Origin of the sequence: Hellea balneolensis DSM 19091 (assembly GCF_000428525.1) — a bacterium.
Taxonomy (GTDB): Bacteria; Pseudomonadota; Alphaproteobacteria; order Caulobacterales; family Maricaulaceae; genus Hellea; species Hellea balneolensis.
Genome location: NZ_AUAC01000002.1, coordinates 160,477 through 186,133 on the forward strand (window position 1 = coordinate 160,477; position 25,657 = coordinate 186,133).

The following is a 25,657-nucleotide window of genomic DNA, read 5'->3' on the forward strand; positions in this document are numbered from 1 at the left end:
AGTCAGTAAATTATGTATTTAACAGCTTTATCGCGGCTTGCAGCCCCAATTCGTAGGAATTTGCGCCAAATCCGCTGATTGTGCCCGTAACGGCCTCAGCCACATAGGAGCGGCGACGAAAACTCTCGCGCTTAGCAGGTTGTGACAGGTGAATTTCAATCGCGGGTATATCCAGTGTCTTGAGCGCATCGTGTATTGCGACAGATGTATGCGTATAGGCAGCGGGGTTGATAATCACAGCGCTGGCCATTGTTCGGGCCTCTTGGATGATATCAACCAGTTCGCCTTCTACATTGGACTGCTTAAAGACAATATCAAAACCCAGGGCTTTGGCAGAGTTTCCACACGCTTTTTCAATGTCGGCCAAAGTATCGGCCCCATAAATTTCAGGCTCTCTGGTTCCTAGAAGATTCAGATTTGTACCATTGATTATGTAAATGGGTTTTGTCATTGAATCCCTCGTTTGACCCATGGTAACGGGGCAAGACTCAGGCGACAAGCCTCTATTTGATACGGAATTTTTCATGAATTTGTTTATTAACGGCGAAGAACATCATGAATTGCCTGAACCCCTAACAGTGCATGGCCTTATCTTGCATCTTGGTTTGCCTGAGAAAAAAATTGCGATCGAACGTAACCGCGAAATTGTCTCAAAATCAACTTTCGAAACCACTGAGCTGTCAGATGGTGACAGATTGGAAATCATACATTTTATCGGAGGCGGCTAATGTCAGCTGATACACTTATCGTAGCGGGTCAAGAATTTTCCTCAAGGCTGATCATCGGCACAGGGAAGTATAAAGACTATGCTCAGAATGCTGCGGCACTTGAAGCTTCAGGTGCCGATATGGTCACCGTTGCTGTACGCCGCGTAAATATCAGCAAACCTGATGAACCGATGTTGATGGACTTTATTGATCCTAAAAAGTTTACTTATCTGCCAAATACCGCAGGGTGTTTTACGGGCGAAGATGCGGTGCGCACCTTACGCCTCGCCAAAGAAGCGGGCGGGTGGAATCTTGTGAAGCTCGAAGTACTATCCGACCCGAAACACCTCTATCCTGATATGGAAGAAACGCTTCGCGCGGCAGAGCTTTTGATTAAAGATGGTTTCGACGTAATGGTTTATTGCTCTGATGACCCTGTTTTCGCGCGTAAGCTGGAAGATATGGGCTGCTCTGCCATTATGCCGCTTGGCGCACCGATTGGTTCAGGTCTTGGCATACAGAATCCTGTCAATATCCGCCTTATTGTGGAGCAGACCAAGGTGCCGGTTATTGTTGATGCAGGTGTGGGCACAGCTTCAGATGCGACTGTGGCTATGGAACTTGGGTGTGACGGTGTACTAATGAATACAGCTATAGCTGAGGCTAAAGATCCCATCCTAATGGCGCGCGCGATGAAGCTCGCTGTTATTGCGGGACGGGGGGCTTATCTGGCCGGACGTATGCCGCGCAAGAAATATGCGGACCCCAGTTCTCCGCTGGCGGGTTTGATTTAGGCATCTATAATAGATCGAACACGGCTCTTTAGCTCTGTAAGCTCTTCTGCAAACCAGCCATGGCGTTTAATCCATCCATTATTACGCCAACTTGGGTGCGGCATAGGCATGAGATCAGGCCCATAATCCCGCCAATGCCGGACCGTTTCCGTCAGATTTTTCTGAGCGCGATCACCAAGATATTCTTTCACCGCGTACATGCCGACAAGCAGTGTGAGTTCCACCTCTGTAAAGGCTTTGTTTAAAGATGCCTGCCAAAGAGGGGCGCATTCTTTGCGCGGCGGTAAGTCTCCGCCTTTATCGTCTTGTCCTGGGAAGCAAAAGCCCATGGGCGTGACTGCGAAGAGGTCTTCATTATAAAACTCGGTTTCAGTCACGCCTAACCAATCGCGCAATCGCGCCCCTGATGGATCAGTAAAGGGGCGACCGCTCGCATGAGCTAACGTACCGGGCGCCTGACCGATGATACGAATTTTAGAAAGGTGGTTGCCCTGCAATATAGGATTGGGCGTGACAGGTATTGGGCTTGCCGCCTTACTGCACACGTCACATTGGCGGATTTTAGCTTTTAAGTTCTCTATGATGGCTTGTGTTGAAATGATATTCTCCCAAGCGCTTAATAAACGCATGATTTTTGATATTTAGGCGCGTATGGGTATTAAACGCAAAGGAAAAACTATGAGCCTCTCTTTTTATTCAGACATCAACAATGAACTTACCGCTATTGAGGAACAGGGTTTGTATAAACGCGAGCGATTGATCAGCAGTAAACAAGCGGCAGACATCATTGTCACTGAGAATGGCGAAACACGTGAGGTCATAAATTTTTGTGCCAACAACTATTTAGGATTGGCTGACCACCCCGCTCTGATCAAGGCGTCAGAGCAAGCCGTGGAGCAGCACGGCTTTGGTATGGCCTCTGTGCGTTTCATTTGCGGAACGCAGGAACAGCATCGCGAGCTCGAACAAAAAATAGCGGATTGGCTCGGCTTTGAAGACAGTATTCTTTATGCGGCTTGCTTTGATGCCAATGGTGGGGTGTTTGAACCTTTATTGGGGCCTGAGGATGCGATTATATCTGATGCGCTTAACCACGCCTCTATCATTGACGGTATCCGCCTCTGCAAAGCCAAGCGCTACCGCTACAAGACGAGTGACATGGAAGATTTGGAAGCGCAGCTTAAGCAGGCTCGCGAAGATGGTGCGCGTCACATCATGATCGCAACTGATGGCGTGTTCTCTATGGACGGCACAATCGCTAAGCTTGATGATATAGTTGCGCTTAAAAAGACATATGATGCTTTGTTGATGGTTGATGATTGTCATTCAACTGGCTTTTTAGGAGAGGGCGGACGCGGAACAGCAGCCTTTTGCGGCGTAGAAGGTGATGTGGATATCCTCACAGGAACGTTGGGCAAAGCCTTGGGCGGAGCTATGGGCGGTTTCACCTGTGCGCGTCAATCTGTTGTCGATATGCTTCGTCAACGCTCACGGCCATATCTTTTTTCTAATAGTCTTGCGCCTTCTTTGGTTGGCGCGAGTTTGAAAGCTATTGACCTCGCCATGGAGGGAGACGCCCTGCGTAAGCAAATATTTGCCAATGCCAAACAGTTCAGAGACGGTATGACAGCTGCTGGGTTTACGATTCCTGACGGTGAACATCCTATTATTCCTGTTATGCTAGGAGACGCTGTAATTGCACAAAAGATGGCTGCAAAGCTCTTGGATGAAGGAATTTACGTTATTGGGTTCTTCTTTCCAGTCGTGCCTAAAGGTAAAGCGCGTATTCGTACACAAATGAGCGCGGCCCATACATCAGAACATATAGACAAAGCGATTGCGGCCTTCGTTAAGGTAGGTAAAGAATTGGGCGTGATATGACCAAGACAATGAAAGCCCTCGTAAAAGCCAAAGCTGAAAAAGGTCTCTGGTTACAAGATGTGGCTGTTCCTGAAATTGCGCCTGATGAAGTGCTGATCAAAATTGAACGCACGGCGATTTGCGGCACGGATATGCATATTTATCGCTGGGATGAATGGGCGCAGAAAACCGTCCCTCTTGGCCTTGTCGTAGGTCATGAATATGGCGGAACCGTCGCGGCCATAGGCTCAACTGTTCGCCGCGTGAAAGTCGGAGACCGTGTAACAGGAGAGGGGCATGTTGTCGGAACGCGCTCTCGAAACGCTCGCGCCGGGAAATTTCATTTAGATCCTGATACGAAGGGCATTGGGGTAAACCTACCCGGCGCTTTCGCACAGTATCTTGCGCTGCCCGAGTTTAATGTCATTCCCCTGAAAGAAGACTTCCCACTAGAAATCGCGTCTATCATGGATCCTCTGGGCAATGCTGTTCACACAGCTCTAGCTTTCGATTTGGTGGGGGAAGATGTGTTAATAACAGGCGCAGGGCCGATAGGTATTATGGCTGCAGCGGTTGCGGAAAAATCTGGCGCACGGCGTGTTGTCCTCACGGATATCAATAAGTGGCGTTTGGACTTCGCCAAGAAACTGACGAGCCGCACAAGAATGATCAATACGATGGAAGAAGATCTTCGCGGCGTGATGACAGAAATTGGTATGAGAGAGGGCTTTGATGTCGGTCTTGAAATGAGCGGCGCAGAGCCCGCATTCAATCAAATGCTGGACGTCATGTTAATGGGCGGAAATATTGCAATGCTTGGTATTCCGTCTAAACCATTTCCCGTAGATTTTGGGAAGCTTGTCGGCAAAGCGCTCACCCTGAAAGGCATTTATGGCCGCCAAATGTATGAAACCTGGTACAAAATGTTAGCCCTTCTTGATAGCGGCCTGGATATGTCTCCCATGATTACCCACCATTTTGCCGCGCGTGATTTTCAAGAGGCTTTTGATCTCATGGAAACCGGGAAAAGTGGTAAGGTGATACTCGATTGGACACAGATATGAGTGCTGATTATGTCCCTCTGCAAGGGTATGAAACCCTGAGCGTAGAGGATATGAAGGCTCGTGCTGAGAAAGTTTATGCGACTTTGCTTAAACGCCGAACTATCAGGGATTTTTCGGACAAGGCTGTGCCTCGAGATATTATTGAGACCTGCATCAAAGCCGCGGGGACGGCACCAAGTGGAGCAAACCATCAGCCATGGCATTTCGTAGCGATTTCAGACCCCGATACTAAACGGAAAATTCGTATCGCGGCTGAAGCGGAAGAAGCTGAATTCTACGGCGGGAAAGCTCCCGACGAATGGCTTGACGCTCTTGCGCCTTTGGGGACGGATGCTAGCAAACCTTTTCTGGAAACAGCGCCTTGGTTGGTAGCCGTTTTTGCGCAAAGAAAAGGCGGAGAAAAGACCGGGCAGAGTAAGAAAAATTACTATATTACCGAATCAGTGGGCCTGGCGACAGGCATGTTTATTACGGCCCTACACAGTGCTGGCCTCGGGACACTCACTCACACGCCAGCCCCCATGGGCTTTTTGCGGGATATTTGTGAGCGGCCTAAAGATGAAAAACCATTTGTACTCATGGTCGTGGGCTATCCGGCTGATACCGCGCAAGTGCCTAAACATGCGCTGATAAAGAAGAGTTTGGACGAAATTTCTACATTCAAGACTTAAAGAAGTTCCTATTTGAACAGTTTGGGTTATGGCATCCCAATATACTTGCGCATTTTTCATTACAGGCGCATAGCCCAGTTTAAACTGAGAACACGGACTCAAATGTCAGCAACCCCAAATATAAACACGGTCGCAACATCAAAGCTACCAATGCCATTATGGGAATTTGTGTGCATGGTGGCGGCCCTCATGGCGCTCAATGCCTTTGCTATAGACATTATGTTACCGGCAATGGGCGTGATTGCGGATTATTATCAAGTCGAAGGCAATCAGCAGCAATGGCTGCTTTATAGCTATATGATTGGGTTTGGCGTGCCGCAGCTCTTTTTTGGGCCTATAACGGATCGATTTGGACGCAAAACTTTATTGCAGTTTTGTATAGGGGCCTATGTTGTTTTTGCATTTCTGTGCATGGCGACAACTTCATTTATGCTGTTGCTAACGGTGAGATTTTTACAAGGAATTTTTGCCTCTGGCATACGCGTGATAGCCGTCTCTATTGTGCGAGATCTTACGGCGGGGCGGGCAATGGCCCGTATTATGTCTCTCGTTATGACAGTCTTTATGATTATTCCCATCATAGCCCCTGCGATCGGGCAAGGCGTTATGCTAATCGCGGGTTGGAAGTGGATGTTTGGCGTTCTGGGTGTGGCTGGTCTTATAATTTTACTTTGGGTGCAGGTCCGTCTGCCTGAAACACTTGAAGCCGAAAATCGTCAAGATTTAAGCGCAAAGAAAGCCCTGAATGGATTCGCTAATGTTCTAATGACGCGTGTTACTGTCGGTTATATGGCGGCAAGCGGAGTCATATTCGGAGCTCTTTTTGCATTTATCGCATCAGCAGAGCAGATTTTCGAAGACACATTTCATGTCGGTGATCGCTTCGCGCTATGGTTCGCCATCATAGCGGGAACATTAGCTGTCGCAAATTTCATAAATAGCCGTGTCGTTGAACATTATGGGATGCGCCGCATAAGCCATGGCGTCCTTATAGCTTTCACAATATTGGCGATATTAAACTATTTCGTTATGTCATTTGCAGGTGAAAAGCTAATTTACTTCATACCGTTATTTGCAATGACGTTCGGGTGTTTTGGGATGCTAGGCGCAAATTTTTCAGCCATTGCTATGGAGCCCCAAGGCAAAATTGCAGGAACCGCCAGTGCGCTCTACGGATTTGCGACGACAACGGTCGCCAGCGGATTTGGCTATTTAGTCTCAAGCCGATTTGACGGAACTGTCGCGCCAATATTGTTAGGCTTTGTAGGCTTAGGCGTCTTATCAATAAGCCTCGTCCTGATCACAGAACGAGGCCGATTATTCGAATTAGGAGAAGGTAAGGTTTAGCTCATTCCGCTTGGAGTTGTCTTATTGCCGTTTTTACATCCCGCGACATGTCTTCATCAAATGGCCGCATATATCGTAAAATTCCGGGGGAGCCCGTTATAGGCGAGAGTAAAGTCCATATTTGTCCTAGATGAATACCAATGAGCTTATCCTCGCCATTTATATTTTGGGTCAGGGGAGAGCCTGATTGTCCCGGGATTGCATTGCAATCATGCGTGAAGAGAGAACGCGATTCTTTAGGCATAGGAATTTCGACAAGCGCTAGGCGGCAGTTTTGATTATTTTGGGGAAGACCTCGCGCTTGGGCAAAAGAGATAACCGTATTATTAAGTAGTTCTGTATCAGAGACATAGCTTTCTAATTTGTAGCGTTTGATGTGAGAACCTTTTATTGCCTTAAACGAGATTAAAGCCCAATCTGTGTCCGTCCCGGCTTTGTAATTATTTGCATAAACACGTCCCTTTACCTGCCGATTGTTTCCATGAAAGTCTTGAATAAAACAGTCTTTTCCGCCTTTAAGGCCATGACCAGTAACTATAGCAAAATCATCTTTTGGGTCCTTTAAAGATGGAGGTAAAGCCAATATTGAGCCCTTCGAGATTGAGACTTTTGTTTCGCTTATTTCGCAGCGCAAAAACACTGTATGGGTCGGAGTGGACTTTGTGATAACAAAATCCATAGGGGCGGGATTAGGCAATATCGTCGAGGCATTTGCGCATAATGGGATGGTAGGAATGGTCGCAATAGCGACCATTGTTTTTAATGCTAGATTTGCTCTGAGATAAATTCGACTAAATCGTCTTTTCATAGTGATCTTTATAGATAACCTTTAATTCACGCTTTAGGATTTTACCTGTCGCTCCCAAGGGCAGCTCGTCTTGGAATACAATCGCGTCTGGTAACCACCATTTGGCACATTTGGCGGTGATGCAGTCTTTGATTTCATCAAGGTCAGGCGTCTTACCAGGGACGGGCTGCACGATGAGGAAGGGGCGCTCTTGCCATTTTTCGTGTCGAATACCGATACACGCCGCCATAGCTACGTCAGGGTGATCAGACGCCGCATTTTCAACATCAATTGAGCTGACCCATTCGCCGCCAGATTTAATCACGTCTTTAGAGCGGTCTGTAATTTCCATAAAGCCTGTGGGGTGAAGCTTACTCACATCACCTGTCGCGAACCAACCATCATTTGTAAAAGCATCTGCCCCTGCACCTTTGAAATAGCCGCTAGCGACCCAAGGTCCTTTAACTTGCAGGTGCCCTTCAGCTTCGCCGTCTGCGGCGAGGACTTTACCTTCATCATCGACAATACGCATATCCACACCAAAGATACGGCGGCCCGCCATAAGCTTATCACTGACGGTTCCGTCATAATCACTGAGATCCGTATCAGGGTGCGCGGCATAGGTTGAGCCGAGCGGAGAGGTCTCTGTCATGCCCCAACCTTGTTGCATCGGAATGCCGAGGTCTTGCTCATAAGCCCTCAAGAGAGATTCAGGAAGGGCAGAGCCGCCTACGAGAGCTTTCTTCACGGTCGGCAAGTCAATGCCATTTGCCTTGGCATGATTATAAATACCGAGCCATACCGTCGGAACGCCAGCCATAAGAGTCACTTTTTCCTGATTGATCATCTTGCACATATTAGGTCCATCCAAACCAGGACCCGGCATGACAAGCTTTGCGCCCACCATGGCGGCTGAGTAAACTAGCCCCCAAGCCGATACATGGAACATAGGCACAACGGCAAGAATAACATCACGTGAGCCTGCCCCAATAACGTCATGGAAACTGCCGGCCATGGCATGCAAAATGGTAGAACGATGCGAGTATAGAACGCCTTTGGGGTCGCCCGTTGTTCCGGATGTATAACACAATGTACAGGCTGTATTTTCATCAAAGCGTGGCCATGTGATCTGGTCAGACGCTTCTGCGATGAAGCTCTCATAATCCAAAACATCTGTTTTATACTCAGGAAGCCCAGCTTCATCAGTCAGGCAAATCCACTTTTCGACAGTCGGACACATGGCCGATACACCGTCTATGATTGGGCCGAATGTTGTGTCGAACATCAAGAAACTATCTTCAGCGTGATTAACCATCCAGGCTATTTGCTCAGGCTTCAGACGCGGATTGATCGTATGCACAACCGCGCCGATTGATGATACCGCATAATAGATTTCAATATGACGATAATTATTCCAGGCTATTGTCGCAACACGGTCGCCCGTTTTAACGCCTGCCGCTAACAGAGCATTCGCAAGTTTACGTGTTCTGGCGGCGCAATCTGCCCAGCTATAGCGATGCTCCGTCATATCGGCGTTTAGTGTGTAAATTTCACGATTTCCGTGAACCGTCGCAGCGTGCTCGATCAAGTCACTGATCATTAGCTCTTGCTGCATCATTAAGCCCTGCATGGACATCTCCCAAAATAGTTATTTTTCTTGCCGCCTTTTTTCCATTGATTAGAGTAGTGGTCAACGACCTTATGCAAAAAGTTTCATATGACCGCACTTCCAAACTTTCAAGACGTACAAATGGCGGCCGAGCGAATTGAAGGTCATGCCTATAAAACGGAGCTCCTCAGATCTGATGTCATCGACGTCATGACGGGCAAGTCAGTCTGGTTCAAGCCGGAATGCCTCCAAAAAGTTGGCGCGTTTAAATATCGCGGTGCCTTTAACCGTCTCTCAGCCATGAGCAAGAAAGAGAGAGAAAAGGGCGTCGTGGCTACGAGTTCCGGAAATCATGCGCAAGGGGTCTCGAGAGCTGCAAAGGAGCTTGGCATAGATGCCGTTATTATTATGCCGACGGATGCACCCGATGTTAAAACTGCGGGCGTCTTAAATGATGGAGCGACCATTATTTCATATGACCGCTTAACTGAGAGCCGTGAAGAAATTGCCCGTGAGATTTCAAAGCAGGAAGGGCGAATTATCGTACCGAGCTATGACGATCCGTATATCATTTCGGGGCAAGGCACAGTAGGGCTAGAGATTGCAAGAAGCGGTATTTCATTTGATGCGCTCATAACCTGTATGGGCGGCGGCGGCCTCTGTGCTGGTATTAGTCTTTCTCTGGGTGAGCTTTCGCCGCGCACTAAAATTTATGGTGCGGAGCCACAATATTATAATGATCACCAAATGTCCTTTAACACAGGAAGCCGCGAGACCTTAAGCGACATGCCGCCAACGCTTTGTGACGCGCTGATGACCCCGCAACCCGGCGCTCTTACGTGGCCCATAAACCGCCAATCGCTCTCCGGCGTCTTTGCTATATCCGACATGGATTGCTTGATGTCCATGGCCATCGCGAAAAAGGAACTGAATGTTCAGTTGGAACCTGGCGGAGCTGTCGCCATGGCGGCACTATTGACCGGAGCGCTATCTGAGATGAAAGATTTAAGTACTATTTGTATAATTCTTTCAGGCGGTAACGTGGACCCAAACATAGCACAGCGCGCGGATAAACTGTTAGACTAAAACGCCCCTTGCGTTAAATCTTGATAGATCAAATTTTGGCTCTGATTACCGTTTCTTCTCGCACGGTACACTTGCATGTTTTCCATGACGCGCTGCACGTAATTACGTGTTTCTGAGAACGGTATCGACTCGACCCAATCTATCGGATCAATATCTCCGGTACGGGGGTCGCCATAAGTTTTTATCCAGGTTTTAGAACGGTGGGGTCCGGCATTATAGGCTGCTGCTGCTAATATGTAGGACCCGTCAAACATATCGAGTAAATCGTGGATATGGAGGGCTCCTAATTTTGCACTGTAATCACGGTCAGCCGTGAGTTTTGATACTGAATAGGGTATACGGTGCTTTCTAGCCGTGTATTTTGCCGTACTGTTTATCATCTGCATCATGCCGTAAGCTTTGGCACTACTGACCACGTTGAACTCGAATTCGCTCTCCTGCCGGGCAATTGCATAAACGAAAGGTATATCAAATTTACTGGGTAAGGACTCAATCTCCTCAATGATTGGATAGCCCGAATCCGTTAGCATAGATTGGAAGCGCGAGGCTTGCTTTGCCGCACGAAGGGAGGGGCGCATATATCCGTAATTTTTGGAGAGTTGTGAGAGCAAAGACAGCTCACGCTTTGCATTGAGAACATCGTCTAAATGAAACGCGAATTGCGTAAAAAACCGCTCTTCGCCTACTTCGCCTAATAGATGCATCGCGCGAATGCGAGGGTCGGCTTCGAACGCTAATTTAATATCTGACGTGTCGGCTTCCATAGGCAAATTCACAGTTGCAAGACGGCCGCCAATCTTTTCCGCGGCGAGTTGTCCGTAATAGGTGTTCGTATAAGCCGAGGCTTCAGCATAATAAACTCGTGCATTTGGATCACTCAAAGCCTCAGCAGCGCGGGCTTGCCAATATGCGGCGCGGGACAATGACACGGATAAAGAGACACCATTTTTTAGCGTTTCAAAATGTTGTGCGGCTTTCCGCGGCTCCCCCAACTTCGTTAGGGCCAACCACCCGGCCGTGAATTCCGCTTCTGCAAAACCTGCACCTCTAGTCATCCCATGATTTGTCGAAAGTTGATAGGCTTCCTGATATTTCTTCTTTTCAATAGCCCAGCGGAGCATGATCCGCTTTTCCTTCCATATAACCTCGCGGCCCTTTGGATTTAGCGGGGGATTCACAATCTGCAAGTAAACAGGAAGGGCATAATCTTTCGTTTTTTTCCTGCGGCGCCATTTCGCGCGTTCATAAAGAAGCCCGGCTTCATCTCTATATTCTTGAGGAACAGACCTTATTGCTGCATCCATACCCGAACGATTAGAGGCAGTCCGAATGCGGGCATTCATGAGTGCGCGTTGTTTTTTGCCCATGTGTGGGAGCAGAGCCTCGGCCTTGGCGTGGTGACGGCGTCCCTGCCAGATAAGATGATCAGCTCTAACGGCATGATCTTCTTTACTGAGTTTGCCGCGAAATTGTTTAAAAACAGTCTGTTGTCGTTTACGCGTGAGTTTTGACTCCCGCCATGCTGACTTGAGCCAGAGATCAGCAGTTTCTCTATTTCCTGTTCGATAATAAGCACGCGCTAGTGCGACACGGCCTTCACCTGCAACGGGTTCAGTTTTCTGAAACCACTCAATTGTCTTTCGAGCCGAAATGGGGTCGTCAAAAAGTATAGCCTCCGCTTTGGCTTGAATTGCCGTCATGCGCGGCCAATCATTTAAATCTTGAACAACATAGCTAATATCTTTGAATGAAACATTCGGGTTTCTGGCCGCTCTGACCCAACGCAACGTATCCTTGGCAACATTGTCATCAAGTTTCTTTATTTGCTGATCCAAATCGCTCCAGTGTCTTTTTTTTGCGGCCCTCAATCCTCTGCGGAACCGCTCAGCGTCTTTATCCGTTAGAAATTGTGACGCATTTGGCGGCTCAGGTTTAACGCGGGGCGTAGGCACCAAGGCCTCCGCCGCCGTTTGATAAGCTCCGAGACAGAGCATAAGGATCACAGCGGCGAACGCTCTTAATCTGGCTGATATATTTTCAGCTGAGTTGAATCGGTTTAATTGCATAACTTTACACTAATCCGTGTCTTGCGCAGAGCAAGGAAAACACGCAAATAGAGCGCTAAAATAACACATAAGTAATACAAGACTCGCATGCCTTGCGATTTAGACTATGGAAGCGCATTATGATTAAAGGTTCTATTACAGCTCTGCTGACTCCATTTAAAAATGGCATAGTGGATGAAACCGCTTTTCAAGATTTTATTGAGTGGCAAATTGAAAGTGGAACACATGGCTTAGTGCCCTGTGGTACGACGGGTGAGACAGCCACGCTTACAGATGCTGAGCACCGCCGCGTGATTGAACTTTGTGTCGAGGCTGCAAGCGGGCGCGTTCCTGTCATTGCAGGTGCAGGCTCAAATGAAACGCGCATGTCCATAGCTTATGCCCAAAAGGCCAAAGATGTCGGCGCGGATGCCGCGCTCGTCGTAACGCCCTATTATAATAAGCCGAGCCAAGAAGGTATTTATCAGCACTTTAAAGCCATAGCCCAAGCCGTTGATATTCCGATTATTGTTTATAACATTCCAGGGCGTTCTGTCGTTGATATTAATAATGACACAATGGGACGCCTCGCAAAACTACCGACTGTGGTCGGCTGTAAAGATGCGACAGGAGACATTACGCGAGTTGCAGGTCTTATTGAGCGTTGCGGGGAAGGCTTTATTCAGCTCTCAGGTGATGATCCCTCGTCTTTGGGTCATGCCGCGCATGGAGGCAGGGGATGTATATCCGTAGGTTCTAACGTTGCACCGGCAATCTATGCAGAGTTTCATAATTTGATGATGGCAAAAGATTTCGTTGGCGCACAGGCAATTAATCAAAAACTGCACCGCCTTCACCAAGATTTGTTTATCGATCCAAGTCCGGCTCCTGCTAAATATGCTCTAAGCCTATTAGGTAAAATGGATACGCAAGTCAGGCTCCCCATCACGCTTTGCCGCGACGAGACAAAGGGTGCCGTTAAAGGCGCTATGATACAGGCAGGTGTAAAACTGTAATTATGGCCGCAAAAAAAGCAGATCCTAACAATAAGACAATTGCAGAAAACCGGCGCGCTCGATTTGACTACAAGATCGAAGACACGTTTGAGGCCGGAATAGTCTTGGTCGGTACAGAAGTGAAAGCTCTTCGCCAAGGACAAGCCAATATCGCTGAAAGCTATGCCGCCATTGAGAATCAGGAACTAATGTTGATCAATGCCAATATTCCGATTTACGCACCCGCCAGCCAGTTCAACCACTTGCCGACGCGACCTCGCAAACTCCTGCTCAAGCGCAAGCAAATCACCAAATTATGGAATGAAACGCAGCGCAAGGGCCGTACGATTGTGCCTTTGAAAATGTATTTCAACGATAAGGGCATGGCAAAACTGCTGATCGGCGTAGCGACAGGAAAAGACCAAAAAGATAAGCGCGACACCAAAAAAGACAGAGATTGGAAACGTGACAAGGCAAGACTAATGCGAGAGCGGGGCTAGAATCATGCCCGTTCACCACTGCGAAGGCAGGGGTAAGGACACAATTTAAGAAAATTCATAACTTTAGCTCTAATACCTACTTTCATAAGGATAAGCGGAATTATGAATCAATATATTTTCTCACATCCGCAAAGACCTTATAAAACATTTCTTCCGTCAGGCGTTTGGTATTTGTATTGTAACGCGAGCAGTGATAACTTGAATAAAGCCTCTTAGAATCTTGTAATTCATGTATTTTATGATGTCCAAATGGATAAGCGCTGAGCTTCAAGCCCATTGCGCGCACTGTATTATCATGGCTTATTTTACCAAGACAAAGTATTGCTTTCACTGTGTTTAAGCTCTCAATTTGATCAGTCAAAAAAGGTCTACAAGCCGCACATTCCGCGCCAACGGGCTTGTTTTGTGGCGGTACACAGCGAACGGCATTTGTAATCAACGCTCCATCCAAGGTGAGCCCGTCATCAGCCGTCCCGCCATAAGTCCCATTTGTGAACCCATACTCTTCTAATGCTGCATAAAGCAGATCGCCGGCCCAATCACCTGTAAATGGACGCCCTGTTTGATTGGCCCCGTGCATTCCGGGCGCCAGCCCCACGATCAAAAGCTTCGCCTTTGGGTCACCAAAACTTGGTACAGGTGCGTTATGATAGCTTGGCAGCTCTTTGCGCTTTTCAAGCAAGAAGTTACGCAAACGAGGACAACGATCACAATCGCGGTGAGGTTCCTGAAACGACATTAATCTTCATCCTCATAATCTCTTTTGGGGCGTCCAAATAACTTATCCATATCCGCAATTTCTATAAAAGCATCTGCTTGACGGCGTAGCTCATCAGCCAGCATGGCAGGTTTTGATTTCATCGTTGAAACCACTGTCACCCTGACACCCTGTCTTTGCAGCGCTTCTACCGCGACACGAAAATCTCCATCACCCGAAAACAGGATCAGATGGTCAATATGCGGTGCAAGGCCGAGCATATCGACAATGATTTCAGCATCCATGTCCCCTTTGACACGGCGGCGACCATCACGATCAATCATAGATTTCGCGGGTTTGGTCGCGGCATGCCAACCATTATATTCAAGCCAATCAATTAGTGGCCGAATGGGGGAGTAATCATCATTTTCGATCAGAGCCGTATAATAATTAGCGCAAATAAGGCGGCCTTTACCCCTAAACAATTCCAATAATTTGCCATAATCAATGTCAAAATCGAGTGTTTTGGCTGTAGAATAGAGGTTTGCTCCATCTATAAATAAAGCTATGCGTTCGTCAGGGTAAAAAGCCATTAAGCACCAATATAAAAGACTGAAAATGAAGCCTATCTATATTGCGTTCGGAGCCAATCTGTCCAATCCCAAATTAACCTTTAAGGCAGCTATAAAAGCACTTGAGACACATAAGGTCAGTATCGTAAAAATATCTGGACTGTGGCAAAGCCCAGCTTGGCCTCCGGGCAGCAAGCAACCCGACTATATTAATGCCTGCGCTGAGGTCAGTTTCGAGGGAGAGGCGGGAGTACTGCTCAACATCCTTCATCAGGTCGAGGCCGATTTAGGACGCGTCAGGGCGGTCAAAAATGAGGCTCGCCCTCTAGATCTAGACTTGCTGGACTTTAGAGGCGAAATCCTTGGAGAGAAGGGTGGTATAGTAATTCCTCACCCCAGGATGCTTATACGTGGTTTTGTTCTTTTTCCTTTGGAAGAGATTGCGAAAGATTGGTGTGATCCTGTTAATGGCGTCAGCATAACACACTGGATTTCAAGATTACCGCTTGAGGACGTAGAAGTGATGTCGTGGTTAGGTCATTTTGATTCGTAAACCCTGCTTGCATCCTGTTCATAACCTGCCTATATAGCGGCTCGATTCAAGCCGCCTTATTTACGTGAATAGCGCGGCAATTTTATATTTGGAGTGCCCTATGGCCCGCGTTACTGTTGAAGATTGCGTTGAAAAAGTCCCAAATCGTTTTGATTTAGTTCTGCTCGCATCTCACCGTTCCCGTAACATCTCTGCTGGTTCAGAGCTAACTGTTGACCGTGACAATGATAAAACACCAGTCGTCTCATTGCGAGAACTAGCTGAAGAGACCCTTGACTTGGGTGACCTTCGGGAAAGCCTGGTGTCGAATTTACAGCGCGTTATTACAGACGACGACATGCCTGAACCCGAAGAAGAGACACCAGTATTGGCTCTTGAGCACGGTGAAGCCAAGCCTCAGGCTGAGATGGATGAAAATGAATTGCTCCGGGCTCTGCAAAGTGACCGTGACAATGACAATTCAAGTCGTTTCTAAACGATTCACCGCATAATAGTTCTAAAGGCCGCCTTTATCGCGGCCTTTTTTGTGCCGGCTTTCGCAACTATGACCAGATTTTAGGGGTGGTTGCAGCGGCCTATTCTGCTTATATCTAAGACGTGAATAAACACGCTGACATAAAAGTACCTTTACCGAAGCAGGGGCAAACATACCTTCGCCAATATGAATTGGTGGATATGGTCCGGGCTTATGATCCGTCCGTAGATGAAGCTCTGCTCAATAAAGCTTATATTTTTTCTATTAAAGCCCATGGTGAACAAATGCGCCATTCCGGCGATCCTTATTATGCTCACCCCATTGAAGTTGCCGGGATTTTGGCAGGATTACATCTTGATGTCGCAAGTATCTGCACGGCGCTCTTACATGATGTTTTAGAAGATACTGACGTGACCTATGATGAACTCGCAGATGAATTTACGCCAGAGATCGCGGAACTTGTCCGCGGCGTTACCAAGTTAGGCGCTGTGGAACTTTCGGCAAATGCCTCTAAAGAACGGGCTCAGGCTGAGAATTTCCAAAAATTTGTTCTAGCTATGAGCCGAGATGTCAGAGTGCTGCTCGTAAAAATGTGCGACAGGCTACATAATATGAGAACGCTGCAGTTTCATCCAAAGGCCGCTTCAAGAGAGCGTATTGCAAGAGAAACTCTAGAAATTTACGCGCCTCTCGCGCGGCGCGTTGGTGTTGACCGCATTTGCTCAGAGTTAGAAGATTTGTCGTTCAAGCACTTAAACCCGTCTGCATATGAGAGCATTACAAAGAGACTCGATACTTGGCGATCCGATCAAAAAGTTGCTATTTCAGAGATGTCGATAGCGCTCAGAGATCTGATGCAAGAAAAAGGGGTGACTGCGCGCATATATGGCCGGGAAAAACGCGCCTATGCCATATGGCGAAAATTACAGCGCCAAGGAATCAGTTTCGACGATGTCGCTGACATATTTGCATTCCGAATTATTTTAGATACGCCGCAAGAGTGCTATAATGTCTTAGGGTTGTTGCATCAAAAATATCGCTGCGTACCCGCTAGGTTTCGAGACTTTATCTCAGTACCAAAGCCTAATGGTTATCAGTCGCTTCAAACAACGATTCTTTCTCCGGATAATCGCCGCGTAGAGTTGCAAATCCGAACGGAACGCATGGAAGATGTTGCGGAACGCGGTGTCGCAGCACATTGGGCCTATAAAGATAATAGCTATGCCTATGATCCTGATAGCGCCAAAGCGAGCGGCGGTGATCCGCTTCGCCGTATTCGTCCGCTTGTCGAAATGATGGAACAAAGTGGCGATGCTGACGAGTTTCTAGAACATGCTAAACTTGAGATGTTCACGGACCAAGTCTTCACTTTTACACCAAAAGGGGATTTAATCGCCTTACCGCGCGGGGCTACACCACTGGATTTTGCCTATGCTGTTCACACAAAAGTAGGTGACACGTGCATTGGAGCTGTGATTAACGGCCGTGAAATTCCTCTCAGGACACAGCTAAAGAACGGCGATGTCGTCAAGATTATTCGCGGCGGTCAGGCCGAGGCACAGCCCGATTGGGAAAATATGGTGGCAACGGGTAAAGCGCGATCTGCATTACGCCGATTAACCCGCACAGGCGAGGCGGAAGAATTTAAACGTATTGGCCAAATGCTGGCCGACCATGCATTTGCCCGTGAAGATAAGGATTTTAGCGAAAGTGCTCTTATTGATGCCCTAAAGCGCCTAAATTTTGATACTGTAGAACCACTTTACGAAGCTCTTGGCCGAGGTAATCTTTCCATCCAAAGCTTTATGAATGCTGTATTTCCGGGCCGGGAGAGTACAAAAACATTAGACGATTTTGTTAATCGCGATCTTATTGATGACTCTACGGCAAAACTTTATGTGAAAGGTGATGGCCTTAGAGCCGGTGTTTCCATGCATCTCTCAAGCTGTTGCTCTCCAATACCAGGCGACCGTATTGTGGGTTATCAATCCCAAGGCCGCGGCGTGGATATACATGCCATTGATTGTGAGGTTTTAGAAGGTCTAGAGGGTCAACAAGACAGATGGCTTGATTTAGGTTGGCGCCGTGCTGCCGCGCAAACAGCTTCAACAGGACGTATCACGACGACCGTAGAACATGTTCCGGGTGCACTCGCAGATGTTACAAAAATTGTTGGCGAGGCGGGCGGCAATCTAACCAATATTAAAACGCTCAAACGCAGCCCGTCCTTTTTTGATATGATTATGGATATCGAAGTCTCTGACAATCGACACCTTATACAAATTGTTGCAGCTTTGCGCGCTAGCGCCTATGTCGTGGCCGCTAAACGCACACGGGCTGAGTCAGCCAAATAATATAGGACTTTGGAATGAATACTGATCACGTGTTGGATGTCTTCCGCGAAGCGGGAGCTTTATTAGAAGGACACTTTATACTCTCCTCTGGACGGCGGAGTTCTGTATTTCTACAGAAGGCCCTTATTTTTAAGAACCCCGTTTTGACATCAAAACTTTGCAAAGCCTTGGCAGAGAAAGTTAAAACAACATTAGATATTCAGCCGGATATCATTGTCGCCCCTGCAATGGGCGGCGTTATTCCCGGATATGAAACAGCGCGCCATATGGGTTTAGAATCGCTTTTTGTGGAACGCGAGGACGGGGAGTTCTGCCTTCGCCGCGGATTTTCCTTAGAACCCGGACAGAAAGTGCTGATGGTCGAAGATATCGTGACTACAGGTCTGTCATCCAGAGAATGCATCGCGGCGATGAATAAAACAGGCGCTACAGTCATTGCGGGAGCCTGTATTTTTGACAGATCTAACGGGTCGGCAGATATTGGTGTTCCTTTGGTCAGCCTCGCATCGCGTAAATTTCCGGATTATGATCCTCACGATTTACCAGCCGAGCTACAGAATATTCCCGCTATCAAACCGGGTAGCCGAGGGCTTAAGTGATGCAAAAGCCGCTACCCCGGCTAGGGGTAAATATCGATCATATCGCCACCGTGCGCAATGCAAGGGGAGGTGAGCATCCCGACCCCGTGGCAGGGGCTTGGGCCGCAATACAGGCCGGAGCCGACGGTATTACAGCTCATCTACGGGAAGATCGACGGCACATGCGCGATGATGATATGGAAAGGCTTCAGAAGCTTTGCGAGAGCGAAAACATACCGCTCAATATGGAAATGGCCGCCACTGAAGAAATGCTTGATATTGCGCTTAAACTGAAACCAAAGGCCGTATGTATAGTTCCCGAACGCCGTGAGGAGCGCACAACTGAAGGCGGCCTTGACGTCGCCGGCCAACATAACCGTCTTGTTCCGATCATAGCGGCGTTAAATGAAAATGGTTCACGAGTTTCACTTTTTATAGAAGCTGCGGCGCATCAAATTGAGGTTGCGGCAAAAACTGATGCCAAAGTTGTTGAATTTCATACGGGTGCTTACGCTCATGCCTTAGAGGATGGCGATCAAGACAAGGCGGATAAAATTTTAAAAGCTCTTCAAGAGGGGGCCCATCAGGCCGATAAACTCGGGCTTGAGGTTCATTTCGGACATGGGCTTACTTTTGATAATGTCGGCCCAATTGCGGCTATCCCTGAAGGGATGGAGCTTAACATTGGACATTTCATAATCGGTGAAGCAATTTTTATGGGGCTCGAGCCTGCAATAAAAGAGATGCATCGACTCGCAACACAGGCTAGATACGGCTAATGATATTAGGCATCGGAACAGATATTTGCGACATAAGCCGCATAGAAAAATCCATTGATAAATTTGGACAGCGTTTCATTGACAAGACTTTCACGCAAAATGAACAGGATTATTGCGAAAGCAAATCCGGCAAAGCATCATATTACGCCAAGCGATTTGCAGCCAAAGAAGCTGTAGCAAAAGCCTTGGCGACATCATCTTCAGGGGCTCTGTCTTGGCTTGATGTGGAAGTTAAAAATGATCCTTCAGGGCGGCCGCAGGCCCTATTATATCGCGGAGCACAAGATCGCCTCGAAGCAAAAACTCCAAATGGTTATAAGGCTTACGTGCATCTTAGCTTATCCGATGATCATCCCTATGCTGTTGCCTATGCAATGATTGAAGCACGGTCAGATTAGTCATGGCTAAAAACAAAAAAGCTAAAAAACCGGCTAACCCGGTGCTGGAAACGCTTAGCACTGTAATTTGGGCTTTAGGCATTGCCATTGTATTGCGCACATTTCTTTTTCAACCTTTCCATATTCCCTCAGGGTCAATGCTGCCAGGACTCATGAAGGGCGATTATATTATTACGACAAAATATTCTCTGGGTTACGGTAAATACGCTGCCGCGCCGCTTCCTTTTCCGGTGAAGAAAGGACGGCTTTTTGAACGCGAGCCAAACCGCGGTGATGTCATTGTTTTTAGGCCAGAAGGAGACGATAAAAACTTTATCAAACGCCTCGTTGGGCTACCAGGTGATCAATTACAGGTTCAAAAAGGGCGATTGTTTGTAAATGGAGAAGCTATCAAAACTGAACTTATCGGAGAAGAAACTTACAGTAATCAATTTGGTAAGGACAGTATCGCAGAAGCTTGGCGTGAAACATTTGGCACTGAAAATGGACATATCGTTTTTGATACTCAAAAGAATAACCCGCTCGATAATACATCCGTTTTTACAGTGCCATCAAACCATTACTTTATGATGGGTGATAATCGTGACAATTCATTCGATAGCCGGGTACCTGTGATAAAAGGTGGGGCTGGATTTATTCCGACTGAAAACCTCATGGGCAAAGCAGAATTTGTTCTGCTATCAGTCGATGATGATTTCGCGCTGTTTAAACCTTGGACGTGGGCGAACATGCGAGGCGACCGCTTTTTCAAGGGTATCAAATGAAGCCCGAATATCGCAGATTAAGTGTGCTTGAAAACCGTATGGGCTACGTGTTTAAAGATAAAGAACTTGCCCTTCGAGCTTTAACACATAGTTCCTTTGGGGATGGCCGCCGGAAAACACCAGATTATGAGAGGCTTGAATTTTTGGGCGACAGAGTTCTTGGCCTTATGACAGCTGAAAAGCTCTTTTTTCTAAGCACGGAAAAAGAGGGCACCTTGGCCCGCAGGCTTAATGCCCTTGTGAGGAAAGAAACATGCGCACGAATCTCGCAACGTATTGGAATAGGCGAGGCGTTACTTTTATCGCCTTCAGAAGAGCGGCAAGGTGGACGCGATAAGAACTCAATATTGGGCGATGCCTGTGAAGCTATCATAGGGGCTATATATATCGATGGCGGCTTTTCAGCTGCTCAGTCTTTTTACGATGTCCATTGGAAAGAGGATATAGAGGCCGTTACCCATAAATCCATGAAGGACCCTAAAACTGCTCTGCAAGAAAAAGCCTCAGTGGCAAATAAATGCTTACCTATATATACCACGCTTAACCGTACGGGACCGGACCACAAACCGCTATTTGTCATTCAAGTAGAGGTCGAAGGCGTGGGCCGCGCGACGGGTACAGGCAAGTCTAAAAAAGACGCCGAAAGATTTGCCGCAATACACCTATTAGAAGAGTGGCCGTCATGAGTTCTGCCCCCCAAACACGCGCAGGTTTTGCCGCCATTATCGGCGCACCTAATGCAGGCAAGTCAACGCTGACCAATGCCTTGGTCGGCGAAAAAGTCTCCATTGTCACACACAAGGTTCAAACAACGCGCTTTCAGATACGCGGTATTGCCATGTTGCCACTTAAAAATGGGGCAGACGCCCAAGTCGTATTGGTTGATACGCCGGGCATATTCTCGGCCAAAGAGTCAGACCGATTGGCGAAATCCATGGTTCATGCCGCCTGGACAGGCGTTAATGAGTCGGAAGCGATTGTTCACGTCGTAGACGCCCCTGCCTATCATCGCCATAAAAATGGGGAAGGCACGTCTCAAGACCGCTTATCTGTTTCGGACACACAGAGAGTCTCTGAAGGCCTGAAAAAACGAGAGCGTGGAAAAGTCTTTCTCGCGCTGAATAAAATCGACGAAATACCCCATGATGTTCTATTGGCACAAATTGCAGAATTTAGTGCATTAGATATCTATGAGGAAATCTTTATGATTTCTGCGCTGAATATGGATGGCGTGGATAAGCTTGCAGCAACGCTTGCAAATGCGATGCCTGAGGGGCCTTATCTGTACCCTGAAGATCAAGCGGCTGATATTCCCTCCCGCCTTATGGCCGCTGAAATTACGCGAGAAAAAATCTTCTTAAGACTACATGACGAGCTACCTTATGCTTCGACTGTTGAGACTGAAAAATGGAAGCAGCAAAAGAACGGCGACATCCGCATTGACCAAGTCATCTATGTTCGCCGTGATAGCCAAAAACCTATTGTATTAGGAAAAGGTGGAAAAACGATAAAAGATATTGGCGCGGCTGCAAGGCGAGACATGCAGGATTGGCTTGGCCGTAAGGTTCACCTATTTCTTTTCGTGAAAGTTCGCGATAACTGGCAAAATGATAAAGCACGCTATGCAGAAAGCGGGTTGGAATTTGATGTCTGATGGAATGGGTGTCCGAAGGTTATATATTATCTGTTAGGAAACACGGCGAAACCTCTGCAATTATTGATGTTTTTACGCCTGATAAGGGGCGTCACCTGGGTTTGGTTCGGGGCGGAGTTAGCCGAAAGAGCCGTCCAGTTCTCCAACCTGGTAATAAAGTAAAACTTCAGTGGCGGGGTCGCTTGTCGGAACATTTGGGCAGCTTTACGGTTGAGCCGCTTTCTGCGCGCGCAGCAGAACTCATGGAAGACCGCTTGTCTTTGGCCGGTTTAAACGCGATGTGCGCCATTGCGAGAGAATGCCTACCGGAACGCGAGCCTCATCCCGAAGTCTATGATGCCTTCCAGATCCTGCTCATGAACCTTCATGACCCAGATATCTGGCCGGCCCTTTATGTCCGTTGGGAAGCTGGTCTTTTAACAGCCATGGGATATGGGCTTGATCTGAAAAGCTGCGCCGCTACGGGGTCTAATGATAACCTTACCCATGTCTCTCCAAGGTCAGGGCGAGCCGTTAGCGCCAGTGCGGCCGAGCCATATAAAGACAAATTATTGGTCCTTCCGCTTTTCTTGCAGGGACAGCCTTATGTAACACCAGAAGACGTTAAGGCTGGAATGGTCTTAACAGGATATTTTCTAGAAACCCGGGTGCAGTGGGGCGTGAATAAAACACTTCCCGATTCACGTGCGCGAATGATTGAACGGCTCAGTACAGAAGGCTATAGCCGCTAATTAGCGGTATTTATGAAGCCGCTTATCCTCCGAAGTCGGATTATACCTATCTCTCAAAGCTGTTTGTCGAGATTCCAGGCTTTGTCGCTCTCCGTTAATCAACATATGTATTGGCGCAGACGTCACGTTAAGCGGGTCTCCGTCCCAGACGACAAGACTGGCATCATCACCATTAGAAATAGTTCCATTTTGTCCGAACCATTTGGCTGGTGTTGATGTGATTGCAGCAAACGCTTTGTTCCACTCCAGGCCGTTTCCGACAGCATTACCAGCGTGTTGCGCCAATGTCGCCGGACGTTGAATGCCCAAAGCAGAGGCATTGGTAATCGCATAATCTACACCTGCTTCGTCAAGAATGATAACATTATCGAGTCTGGCGCCTACAGATTCAAAACTGCTAGGCAAATTTTGATGAGGGTCAATCATCACTTTAATATCAGCCGCCGCAAGCTCATCTGCAATTTGCCAAGCCTCTACTGCGCCTAAAATGATAATATCGAGATTTTTAAAATCATCTTTAAGCGCAATAATATTCAGCATGTCCATCGCTCGGTTAGCCGATATCATAAGAGGCATTTGACCACGCGCCGCACCAACAAATGCACTTGCATCTTGGCGAGAAAGAGCATCACCATCTTCCGGACCTGAATAGCGCCCTGGAAAGGCCAAAGCATCCTTGAGTGCCGAACGAAGTTGTTGAAGCGCTGCCGCCCGCGACCCGCCTGCACGCCGCGTTCCGCTCTCACCCAACTGTACAAATACAAAGGCACGGGGAGTCTCGACAGAGTCATAATCGCCGCTCAGGTTTATGACTGCGCCCGTTCCGCCAAAAATGCTATCACCCACCGCACTCGGAGAAATAACAGCATGAGTAACCCCCAAACGGCGCGTATTGGCCACAAATACCGCCTTTGGGTTAAAGCTGTCACTTGCAAGCTCACTCACGGATGTATGGGAGCCTTCGGAGCCCGTATCATTCGTGACGTCTTCTCCGCCAATATCCATAAGTCCAAGCCGTGAAAATGGGGCGAACAATCCCGGGGTCACCCAGTTCCCATTCGCTTCAATAATTTCAGCGGTTTGCGGCGCAGAGAGACCGACACCCATTTGCGCAATTTTCCCGCCTCGAATGATGATGTCTGCATTCTCCATAGGATTCTGAGATGTATTCGTCACAAGCTTGGCGTTAGAGATGAAAAAATCTTGAGCGTTCGCAATGTTTACGGCTGATGAAAATAGCAGGGCGGCTGTAAGTGCTTTAAAGACTGTCATGATTTTATCCTCCAAACCCTAAGCGGAAGTCACTTTTCGGCTTTAATCCGCTTTCTTTGTCAAACAGCAGAGCACCGTCCAAAAAGACTTTCTCGGGTCTTGCATATGTCGTGAAAGGATCCGCAGACCACATCACGATATCAGCACGTTTTCCAACTTCTAAGGTTCCGGTCTCGTCTAAGATACCCAACGCTTTGGCAGGATTAGTGCTCAGCCATTTCCAAGCTTCTGCTTTTGAAATATTAAGGCCCGCCCGGTTTCCGTGAGCCCATGTTTTAGCCACTTCTTGATTGAGTCGCTGGATACCTTGCTCATCATCTGAATGAATCATGGCGCAAGCTCCTGCGGCGTGAACGAAGGGCACATTTTCTAAAATGCCGTCATAGCTTTCCATTTTGAAGCCATACCAATCCGCCCACATTGCGGCGCATGTATCATTTTCTTTAAGGTAGTCCCCAATTTTGTAAGCCTCTACAGCATGGTGAAACGTTGTAACCTTGTAATCAAACTCTTTTGCAAGATCGAGAATTTGCACCATTTCGTCGGCACGGTAGCAATGCATTTGAACAAGTATCTTTCCGTCCAGCACATCTGCTAAGGTTTCAAGTTGTAAGTCACGCTGAAAGTCATCACCGGCATTGTCTCGCTTTTTCTTATAGGCTTGAGCTTTAATCCAGTTTTTCCGATAGCCGGCGACATTCCCCATTCTGGATCCTGGGCCACCCTTATTGCCATAGACGCGTTTAGGGTTCTCGCCGCAAGCCATTTTAAGCGTATAAGGCGCTTCGGGAAATTTCATTTCTTGGACGGTGCGCGCCGGGATGTTGCGAAGTGTCACGCCACGTCCGCCAAATAAATTTGCCGAGCCCGGAAGGATATGCAGGGTTGTTACGCCGCCTTGCAAGGCTTCATCAAAACCTGGATCTTGAGGCCAAACGCCATGCTCTGCATAGACTTCCGATGTGACCGGAGACGTCACTTCATTCCCATCACCATGTGCACTTACAGAAGGTGTAGGATAATTTCCAAGGTGGGAATGGATATCTATAATCCCCGGCGTGACATATTTTCCGCCGGCATCAATGGTCACGGCGGCTTCTAGATTCACATCCACTCCAATGGCTGTAATTTTACCATCGGTCAGCAGGATCGAGCCACTCTCTATGTCTCGGCCTGTACCGTCAATAATATGAGCATTCGTAATTAAAGTCGTTTCCGATGGTTGCGGTGTATATGTGCTGGCAAAAGCAGGGCCCTTTTCCTCCTTGGTTTGTGTCGTGGTTTCAGTTTTATCTCCGCATGCAGCGAGCAATGCGAAAGAGGTTGCGCCTAAGAGGGCCATGCGTAGTGTTTTTGTCATGGCCG

General features: G+C 47.7%; 28 protein-coding genes. 19 read left to right on the plus strand and 9 right to left on the minus strand.

The window, feature by feature from the left end; all coding sequences use genetic code 11:
* Positions 1–10 precede the first annotated feature (10 nt).
* Positions 11–451, minus strand: a complete 441-nt coding sequence (gene aroQ, locus F569_RS0100885; RefSeq protein WP_026940628.1) for a type II 3-dehydroquinate dehydratase — start codon at positions 449–451, stop codon at positions 11–13.
* A 73-nt stretch (positions 452–524) separates the two neighbouring features.
* Here aroQ and thiS point away from each other — a divergent pair, with 73 nt between their 5' ends.
* Positions 525–728, plus strand: a complete 204-nt coding sequence (gene thiS / locus F569_RS0100890) for a sulfur carrier protein ThiS (protein WP_026940629.1) — start codon at positions 525–527, stop codon at positions 726–728.
* Positions 728–1,501, plus strand: a complete 774-nt coding sequence (locus F569_RS0100895) for a thiazole synthase (RefSeq protein ID WP_026940630.1) — start codon at positions 728–730, stop codon at positions 1,499–1,501. The genes thiS and F569_RS0100895 overlap by 1 nt, the downstream gene beginning before the upstream one ends.
* Here the strand turns inward: F569_RS0100895 and F569_RS0100900 are convergent.
* Positions 1,498–2,130 carry a uracil-DNA glycosylase family protein gene (locus F569_RS0100900; RefSeq protein WP_051279054.1) on the minus strand — a complete coding sequence of 211 codons (633 nt, stop codon included), beginning with the start codon at positions 2,128–2,130 and terminating at the stop codon, positions 1,498–1,500. The genes F569_RS0100895 and F569_RS0100900 overlap by 4 nt on opposite strands.
* A gap of 49 nt (positions 2,131–2,179) precedes the next feature.
* On the opposite strand from F569_RS0100900, the gene kbl reads away from it, so the two are divergent.
* The 4 genes from kbl to F569_RS0100920 all read left to right on the plus strand — a co-directional run bounded on the left by kbl (position 2,180) and on the right by F569_RS0100920 (position 6,443).
* Positions 2,180–3,382 carry a glycine C-acetyltransferase gene (kbl, locus tag F569_RS0100905; protein WP_026940632.1) on the plus strand — a complete coding sequence of 401 codons (1,203 nt, stop codon included), beginning with the start codon at positions 2,180–2,182 and terminating at the stop codon, positions 3,380–3,382.
* 8 nt (positions 3,383–3,390) lie between these two features.
* Complete coding sequence (gene tdh / locus F569_RS0100910) at positions 3,391–4,425, plus strand: L-threonine 3-dehydrogenase (RefSeq protein WP_026940633.1); 1,035 nt, start codon at positions 3,391–3,393, stop codon at positions 4,423–4,425.
* A complete protein-coding gene (locus tag F569_RS0100915) occupies positions 4,422–5,096 on the plus strand; it encodes a nitroreductase family protein (RefSeq protein WP_034387001.1) in 675 nt (224 codons plus the stop codon). Before tdh ends, F569_RS0100915 begins: the two co-directional genes overlap by 4 nt.
* Positions 5,097–5,198: 102 nt before the next feature.
* Positions 5,199–6,443, plus strand: a complete 1,245-nt coding sequence (locus F569_RS0100920; RefSeq protein WP_233353555.1) for a multidrug effflux MFS transporter — start codon at positions 5,199–5,201, stop codon at positions 6,441–6,443.
* Between the two features lies 1 nt (position 6,444).
* Here F569_RS0100920 and F569_RS0100925 read toward each other — a convergent pair whose 3' ends face one another.
* Positions 6,445–7,251 carry a trypsin-like serine peptidase gene (locus F569_RS0100925; RefSeq protein WP_026940636.1) on the minus strand — a complete coding sequence of 269 codons (807 nt, stop codon included), beginning with the start codon at positions 7,249–7,251 and terminating at the stop codon, positions 6,445–6,447.
* Positions 7,235–8,866, minus strand: a complete 1,632-nt coding sequence (locus F569_RS0100930; RefSeq protein ID WP_026940637.1) for a long-chain fatty acid--CoA ligase — start codon at positions 8,864–8,866, stop codon at positions 7,235–7,237. Before F569_RS0100930 ends, F569_RS0100925 begins: the two co-directional genes overlap by 17 nt.
* An 81-nt stretch (positions 8,867–8,947) precedes the next feature.
* On the opposite strand from F569_RS0100930, the gene F569_RS0100935 reads away from it, so the two are divergent.
* Positions 8,948–9,925, plus strand: coding sequence for a threonine ammonia-lyase (locus tag F569_RS0100935; RefSeq protein WP_026940638.1), 978 nt, complete (start codon positions 8,948–8,950; stop codon positions 9,923–9,925).
* Here F569_RS0100935 and F569_RS0100940 read toward each other — a convergent pair.
* Positions 9,922–11,991: a lytic transglycosylase domain-containing protein gene (locus tag F569_RS0100940; RefSeq protein WP_084168687.1), complete on the minus strand. Its 2,070-nt coding sequence runs from the start codon at positions 11,989–11,991 to the stop codon at positions 9,922–9,924. The two genes, F569_RS0100935 and F569_RS0100940, sit on opposite strands and share 4 nt — an antisense overlap.
* Positions 11,992–12,110: 119 nt before the next feature.
* On the opposite strand from F569_RS0100940, the gene dapA reads away from it, so the two are divergent.
* Both dapA and smpB read left to right on the plus strand, forming a co-directional pair.
* Positions 12,111–12,986, plus strand: a complete 876-nt coding sequence (gene dapA / locus F569_RS0100945; protein WP_026940640.1) for a 4-hydroxy-tetrahydrodipicolinate synthase — start codon at positions 12,111–12,113, stop codon at positions 12,984–12,986.
* Entirely contained in the window at positions 12,986–13,465 is a 480-nt protein-coding gene (gene smpB / locus F569_RS0100950; RefSeq protein ID WP_407637001.1) for an SsrA-binding protein SmpB, read from the plus strand. Before dapA ends, smpB begins: the two co-directional genes overlap by 1 nt.
* Positions 13,466–13,565: 100 nt before the next feature.
* Here the strand turns inward: smpB and F569_RS0100955 are convergent, their stop codons facing one another.
* Positions 13,566–14,204, minus strand: a complete 639-nt coding sequence (locus F569_RS0100955) for a uracil-DNA glycosylase (RefSeq protein WP_026940642.1) — start codon at positions 14,202–14,204, stop codon at positions 13,566–13,568.
* Complete coding sequence (locus F569_RS0100960) at positions 14,204–14,755, minus strand: LabA-like NYN domain-containing protein (RefSeq protein ID WP_026940643.1); 552 nt, start codon at positions 14,753–14,755, stop codon at positions 14,204–14,206. Before F569_RS0100960 ends, F569_RS0100955 begins: the two co-directional genes overlap by 1 nt.
* A gap of 25 nt (positions 14,756–14,780) precedes the next feature.
* On the opposite strand from F569_RS0100960, the gene folK reads away from it, so the two are divergent.
* The 10 genes from folK (at position 14,781) to recO (ending at position 23,020) form a co-directional block, all read left to right on the plus strand.
* Positions 14,781–15,287, plus strand: coding sequence for a 2-amino-4-hydroxy-6-hydroxymethyldihydropteridine diphosphokinase (folK, locus tag F569_RS0100965; protein ID WP_034387008.1), 507 nt, complete (start codon positions 14,781–14,783; stop codon positions 15,285–15,287).
* A gap of 100 nt (positions 15,288–15,387) precedes the next feature.
* Positions 15,388–15,762 (plus strand): DNA-directed RNA polymerase subunit omega, encoded by a 375-nt coding sequence (gene rpoZ / locus F569_RS20030; RefSeq protein ID WP_026940645.1) that lies wholly within the window; start codon positions 15,388–15,390, stop codon positions 15,760–15,762.
* Between the two features lie 122 nt (positions 15,763–15,884).
* Positions 15,885–18,116: a RelA/SpoT family protein gene (locus F569_RS15890; RefSeq protein ID WP_051279056.1), complete on the plus strand. Its 2,232-nt coding sequence runs from the start codon at positions 15,885–15,887 to the stop codon at positions 18,114–18,116.
* Between the two features lie 14 nt (positions 18,117–18,130).
* Entirely contained in the window at positions 18,131–18,715 is a 585-nt protein-coding gene (gene pyrE, locus F569_RS0100980; protein WP_026940646.1) for an orotate phosphoribosyltransferase, read from the plus strand.
* Positions 18,715–19,473, plus strand: a complete 759-nt coding sequence (locus tag F569_RS0100985) for a pyridoxine 5'-phosphate synthase (RefSeq protein ID WP_026940647.1) — start codon at positions 18,715–18,717, stop codon at positions 19,471–19,473. Before pyrE ends, F569_RS0100985 begins: the two co-directional genes overlap by 1 nt.
* On the plus strand, positions 19,473–19,871 hold the full coding sequence (acpS, locus tag F569_RS0100990; RefSeq protein ID WP_026940648.1) for a holo-ACP synthase: 399 nt from the start codon (positions 19,473–19,475) through the stop codon (positions 19,869–19,871). The genes F569_RS0100985 and acpS overlap by 1 nt, the downstream gene beginning before the upstream one ends.
* A gap of 2 nt (positions 19,872–19,873) precedes the next feature.
* Positions 19,874–20,635: a signal peptidase I gene (gene lepB, locus F569_RS0100995; protein WP_026940649.1), complete on the plus strand. Its 762-nt coding sequence runs from the start codon at positions 19,874–19,876 to the stop codon at positions 20,633–20,635.
* Positions 20,632–21,321, plus strand: coding sequence for a ribonuclease III (rnc, locus tag F569_RS0101000; RefSeq protein WP_026940650.1), 690 nt, complete (start codon positions 20,632–20,634; stop codon positions 21,319–21,321). The genes lepB and rnc overlap by 4 nt, the downstream gene beginning before the upstream one ends.
* On the plus strand, positions 21,318–22,289 hold the full coding sequence (gene era / locus F569_RS0101005) for a GTPase Era (RefSeq protein WP_026940651.1): 972 nt from the start codon (positions 21,318–21,320) through the stop codon (positions 22,287–22,289). Before rnc ends, era begins: the two co-directional genes overlap by 4 nt.
* Positions 22,289–23,020, plus strand: coding sequence for a DNA repair protein RecO (recO, locus tag F569_RS0101010; protein ID WP_026940652.1), 732 nt, complete (start codon positions 22,289–22,291; stop codon positions 23,018–23,020). Before era ends, recO begins: the two co-directional genes overlap by 1 nt.
* Here recO and F569_RS0101015 read toward each other — a convergent pair whose 3' ends face one another.
* The gene (locus F569_RS0101015) at positions 23,021–24,292 is read right to left on the minus strand and encodes an amidohydrolase family protein (RefSeq protein WP_034387010.1); all 1,272 of its coding nucleotides are present in this window, start codon (positions 24,290–24,292) and stop codon (positions 23,021–23,023) included.
* 4 nt (positions 24,293–24,296) lie between these two features.
* Positions 24,297–25,652, minus strand: coding sequence for an amidohydrolase (locus F569_RS0101020; RefSeq protein ID WP_026940654.1), 1,356 nt, complete (start codon positions 25,650–25,652; stop codon positions 24,297–24,299).
* Between the last annotated feature and the right edge of the window lie 5 nt (positions 25,653–25,657).

What these genes read in the sequence shown, in the direction of transcription:
- kbl (WP_026940632.1), top strand. Translation starts at nt 2,180, where the DNA reads ATGAGCCTCTCTTTTTATTCAGACATCAACAATGAACTTACCGCTATT.
- recO (WP_026940652.1), top strand. Translation starts at nt 22,289, where the DNA reads ATGGAATGGGTGTCCGAAGGTTATATATTATCTGTTAGGAAACACGGC.
- F569_RS0100925 (WP_026940636.1), bottom strand. Translation starts at nt 7,251, where the DNA reads ATGAAAAGACGATTTAGTCGAATTTATCTCAGAGCAAATCTAGCATTA.
- F569_RS0100955 (WP_026940642.1), bottom strand. Translation starts at nt 14,204, where the DNA reads ATGTCGTTTCAGGAACCTCACCGCGATTGTGATCGTTGTCCTCGTTTG.
- rnc (WP_026940650.1), top strand. Translation starts at nt 20,632, where the DNA reads ATGAAGCCCGAATATCGCAGATTAAGTGTGCTTGAAAACCGTATGGGC.
- F569_RS0100960 (WP_026940643.1), bottom strand. Translation starts at nt 14,755, where the DNA reads ATGGCTTTTTACCCTGACGAACGCATAGCTTTATTTATAGATGGAGCA.
- F569_RS0100920 (WP_233353555.1), top strand. Translation starts at nt 5,199, where the DNA reads ATGTCAGCAACCCCAAATATAAACACGGTCGCAACATCAAAGCTACCA.
- rpoZ (WP_026940645.1), top strand. Translation starts at nt 15,388, where the DNA reads ATGGCCCGCGTTACTGTTGAAGATTGCGTTGAAAAAGTCCCAAATCGT.
- aroQ (WP_026940628.1), bottom strand. Translation starts at nt 451, where the DNA reads ATGACAAAACCCATTTACATAATCAATGGTACAAATCTGAATCTTCTA.
- F569_RS0100900 (WP_051279054.1), bottom strand. Translation starts at nt 2,130, where the DNA reads ATGCGTTTATTAAGCGCTTGGGAGAATATCATTTCAACACAAGCCATC.
- tdh (WP_026940633.1), top strand. Translation starts at nt 3,391, where the DNA reads ATGAAAGCCCTCGTAAAAGCCAAAGCTGAAAAAGGTCTCTGGTTACAA.
- F569_RS0100895 (WP_026940630.1), top strand. Translation starts at nt 728, where the DNA reads ATGTCAGCTGATACACTTATCGTAGCGGGTCAAGAATTTTCCTCAAGG.
- F569_RS0100940 (WP_084168687.1), bottom strand. Translation starts at nt 11,991, where the DNA reads ATGCAATTAAACCGATTCAACTCAGCTGAAAATATATCAGCCAGATTA.
- F569_RS0100930 (WP_026940637.1), bottom strand. Translation starts at nt 8,866, where the DNA reads ATGTCCATGCAGGGCTTAATGATGCAGCAAGAGCTAATGATCAGTGAC.
- lepB (WP_026940649.1), top strand. Translation starts at nt 19,874, where the DNA reads ATGGCTAAAAACAAAAAAGCTAAAAAACCGGCTAACCCGGTGCTGGAA.
- F569_RS0100915 (WP_034387001.1), top strand. Translation starts at nt 4,422, where the DNA reads ATGAGTGCTGATTATGTCCCTCTGCAAGGGTATGAAACCCTGAGCGTA.
- acpS (WP_026940648.1), top strand. Translation starts at nt 19,473, where the DNA reads ATGATATTAGGCATCGGAACAGATATTTGCGACATAAGCCGCATAGAA.
- pyrE (WP_026940646.1), top strand. Translation starts at nt 18,131, where the DNA reads ATGAATACTGATCACGTGTTGGATGTCTTCCGCGAAGCGGGAGCTTTA.
- thiS (WP_026940629.1), top strand. Translation starts at nt 525, where the DNA reads ATGAATTTGTTTATTAACGGCGAAGAACATCATGAATTGCCTGAACCC.
- dapA (WP_026940640.1), top strand. Translation starts at nt 12,111, where the DNA reads ATGATTAAAGGTTCTATTACAGCTCTGCTGACTCCATTTAAAAATGGC.
- era (WP_026940651.1), top strand. Translation starts at nt 21,318, where the DNA reads ATGAGTTCTGCCCCCCAAACACGCGCAGGTTTTGCCGCCATTATCGGC.
- F569_RS0100985 (WP_026940647.1), top strand. Translation starts at nt 18,715, where the DNA reads ATGCAAAAGCCGCTACCCCGGCTAGGGGTAAATATCGATCATATCGCC.
- folK (WP_034387008.1), top strand. Translation starts at nt 14,781, where the DNA reads ATGAAGCCTATCTATATTGCGTTCGGAGCCAATCTGTCCAATCCCAAA.
- F569_RS0100935 (WP_026940638.1), top strand. Translation starts at nt 8,948, where the DNA reads ATGACCGCACTTCCAAACTTTCAAGACGTACAAATGGCGGCCGAGCGA.
- F569_RS0101015 (WP_034387010.1), bottom strand. Translation starts at nt 24,292, where the DNA reads ATGACAGTCTTTAAAGCACTTACAGCCGCCCTGCTATTTTCATCAGCC.
- F569_RS0101020 (WP_026940654.1), bottom strand. Translation starts at nt 25,652, where the DNA reads ATGACAAAAACACTACGCATGGCCCTCTTAGGCGCAACCTCTTTCGCA.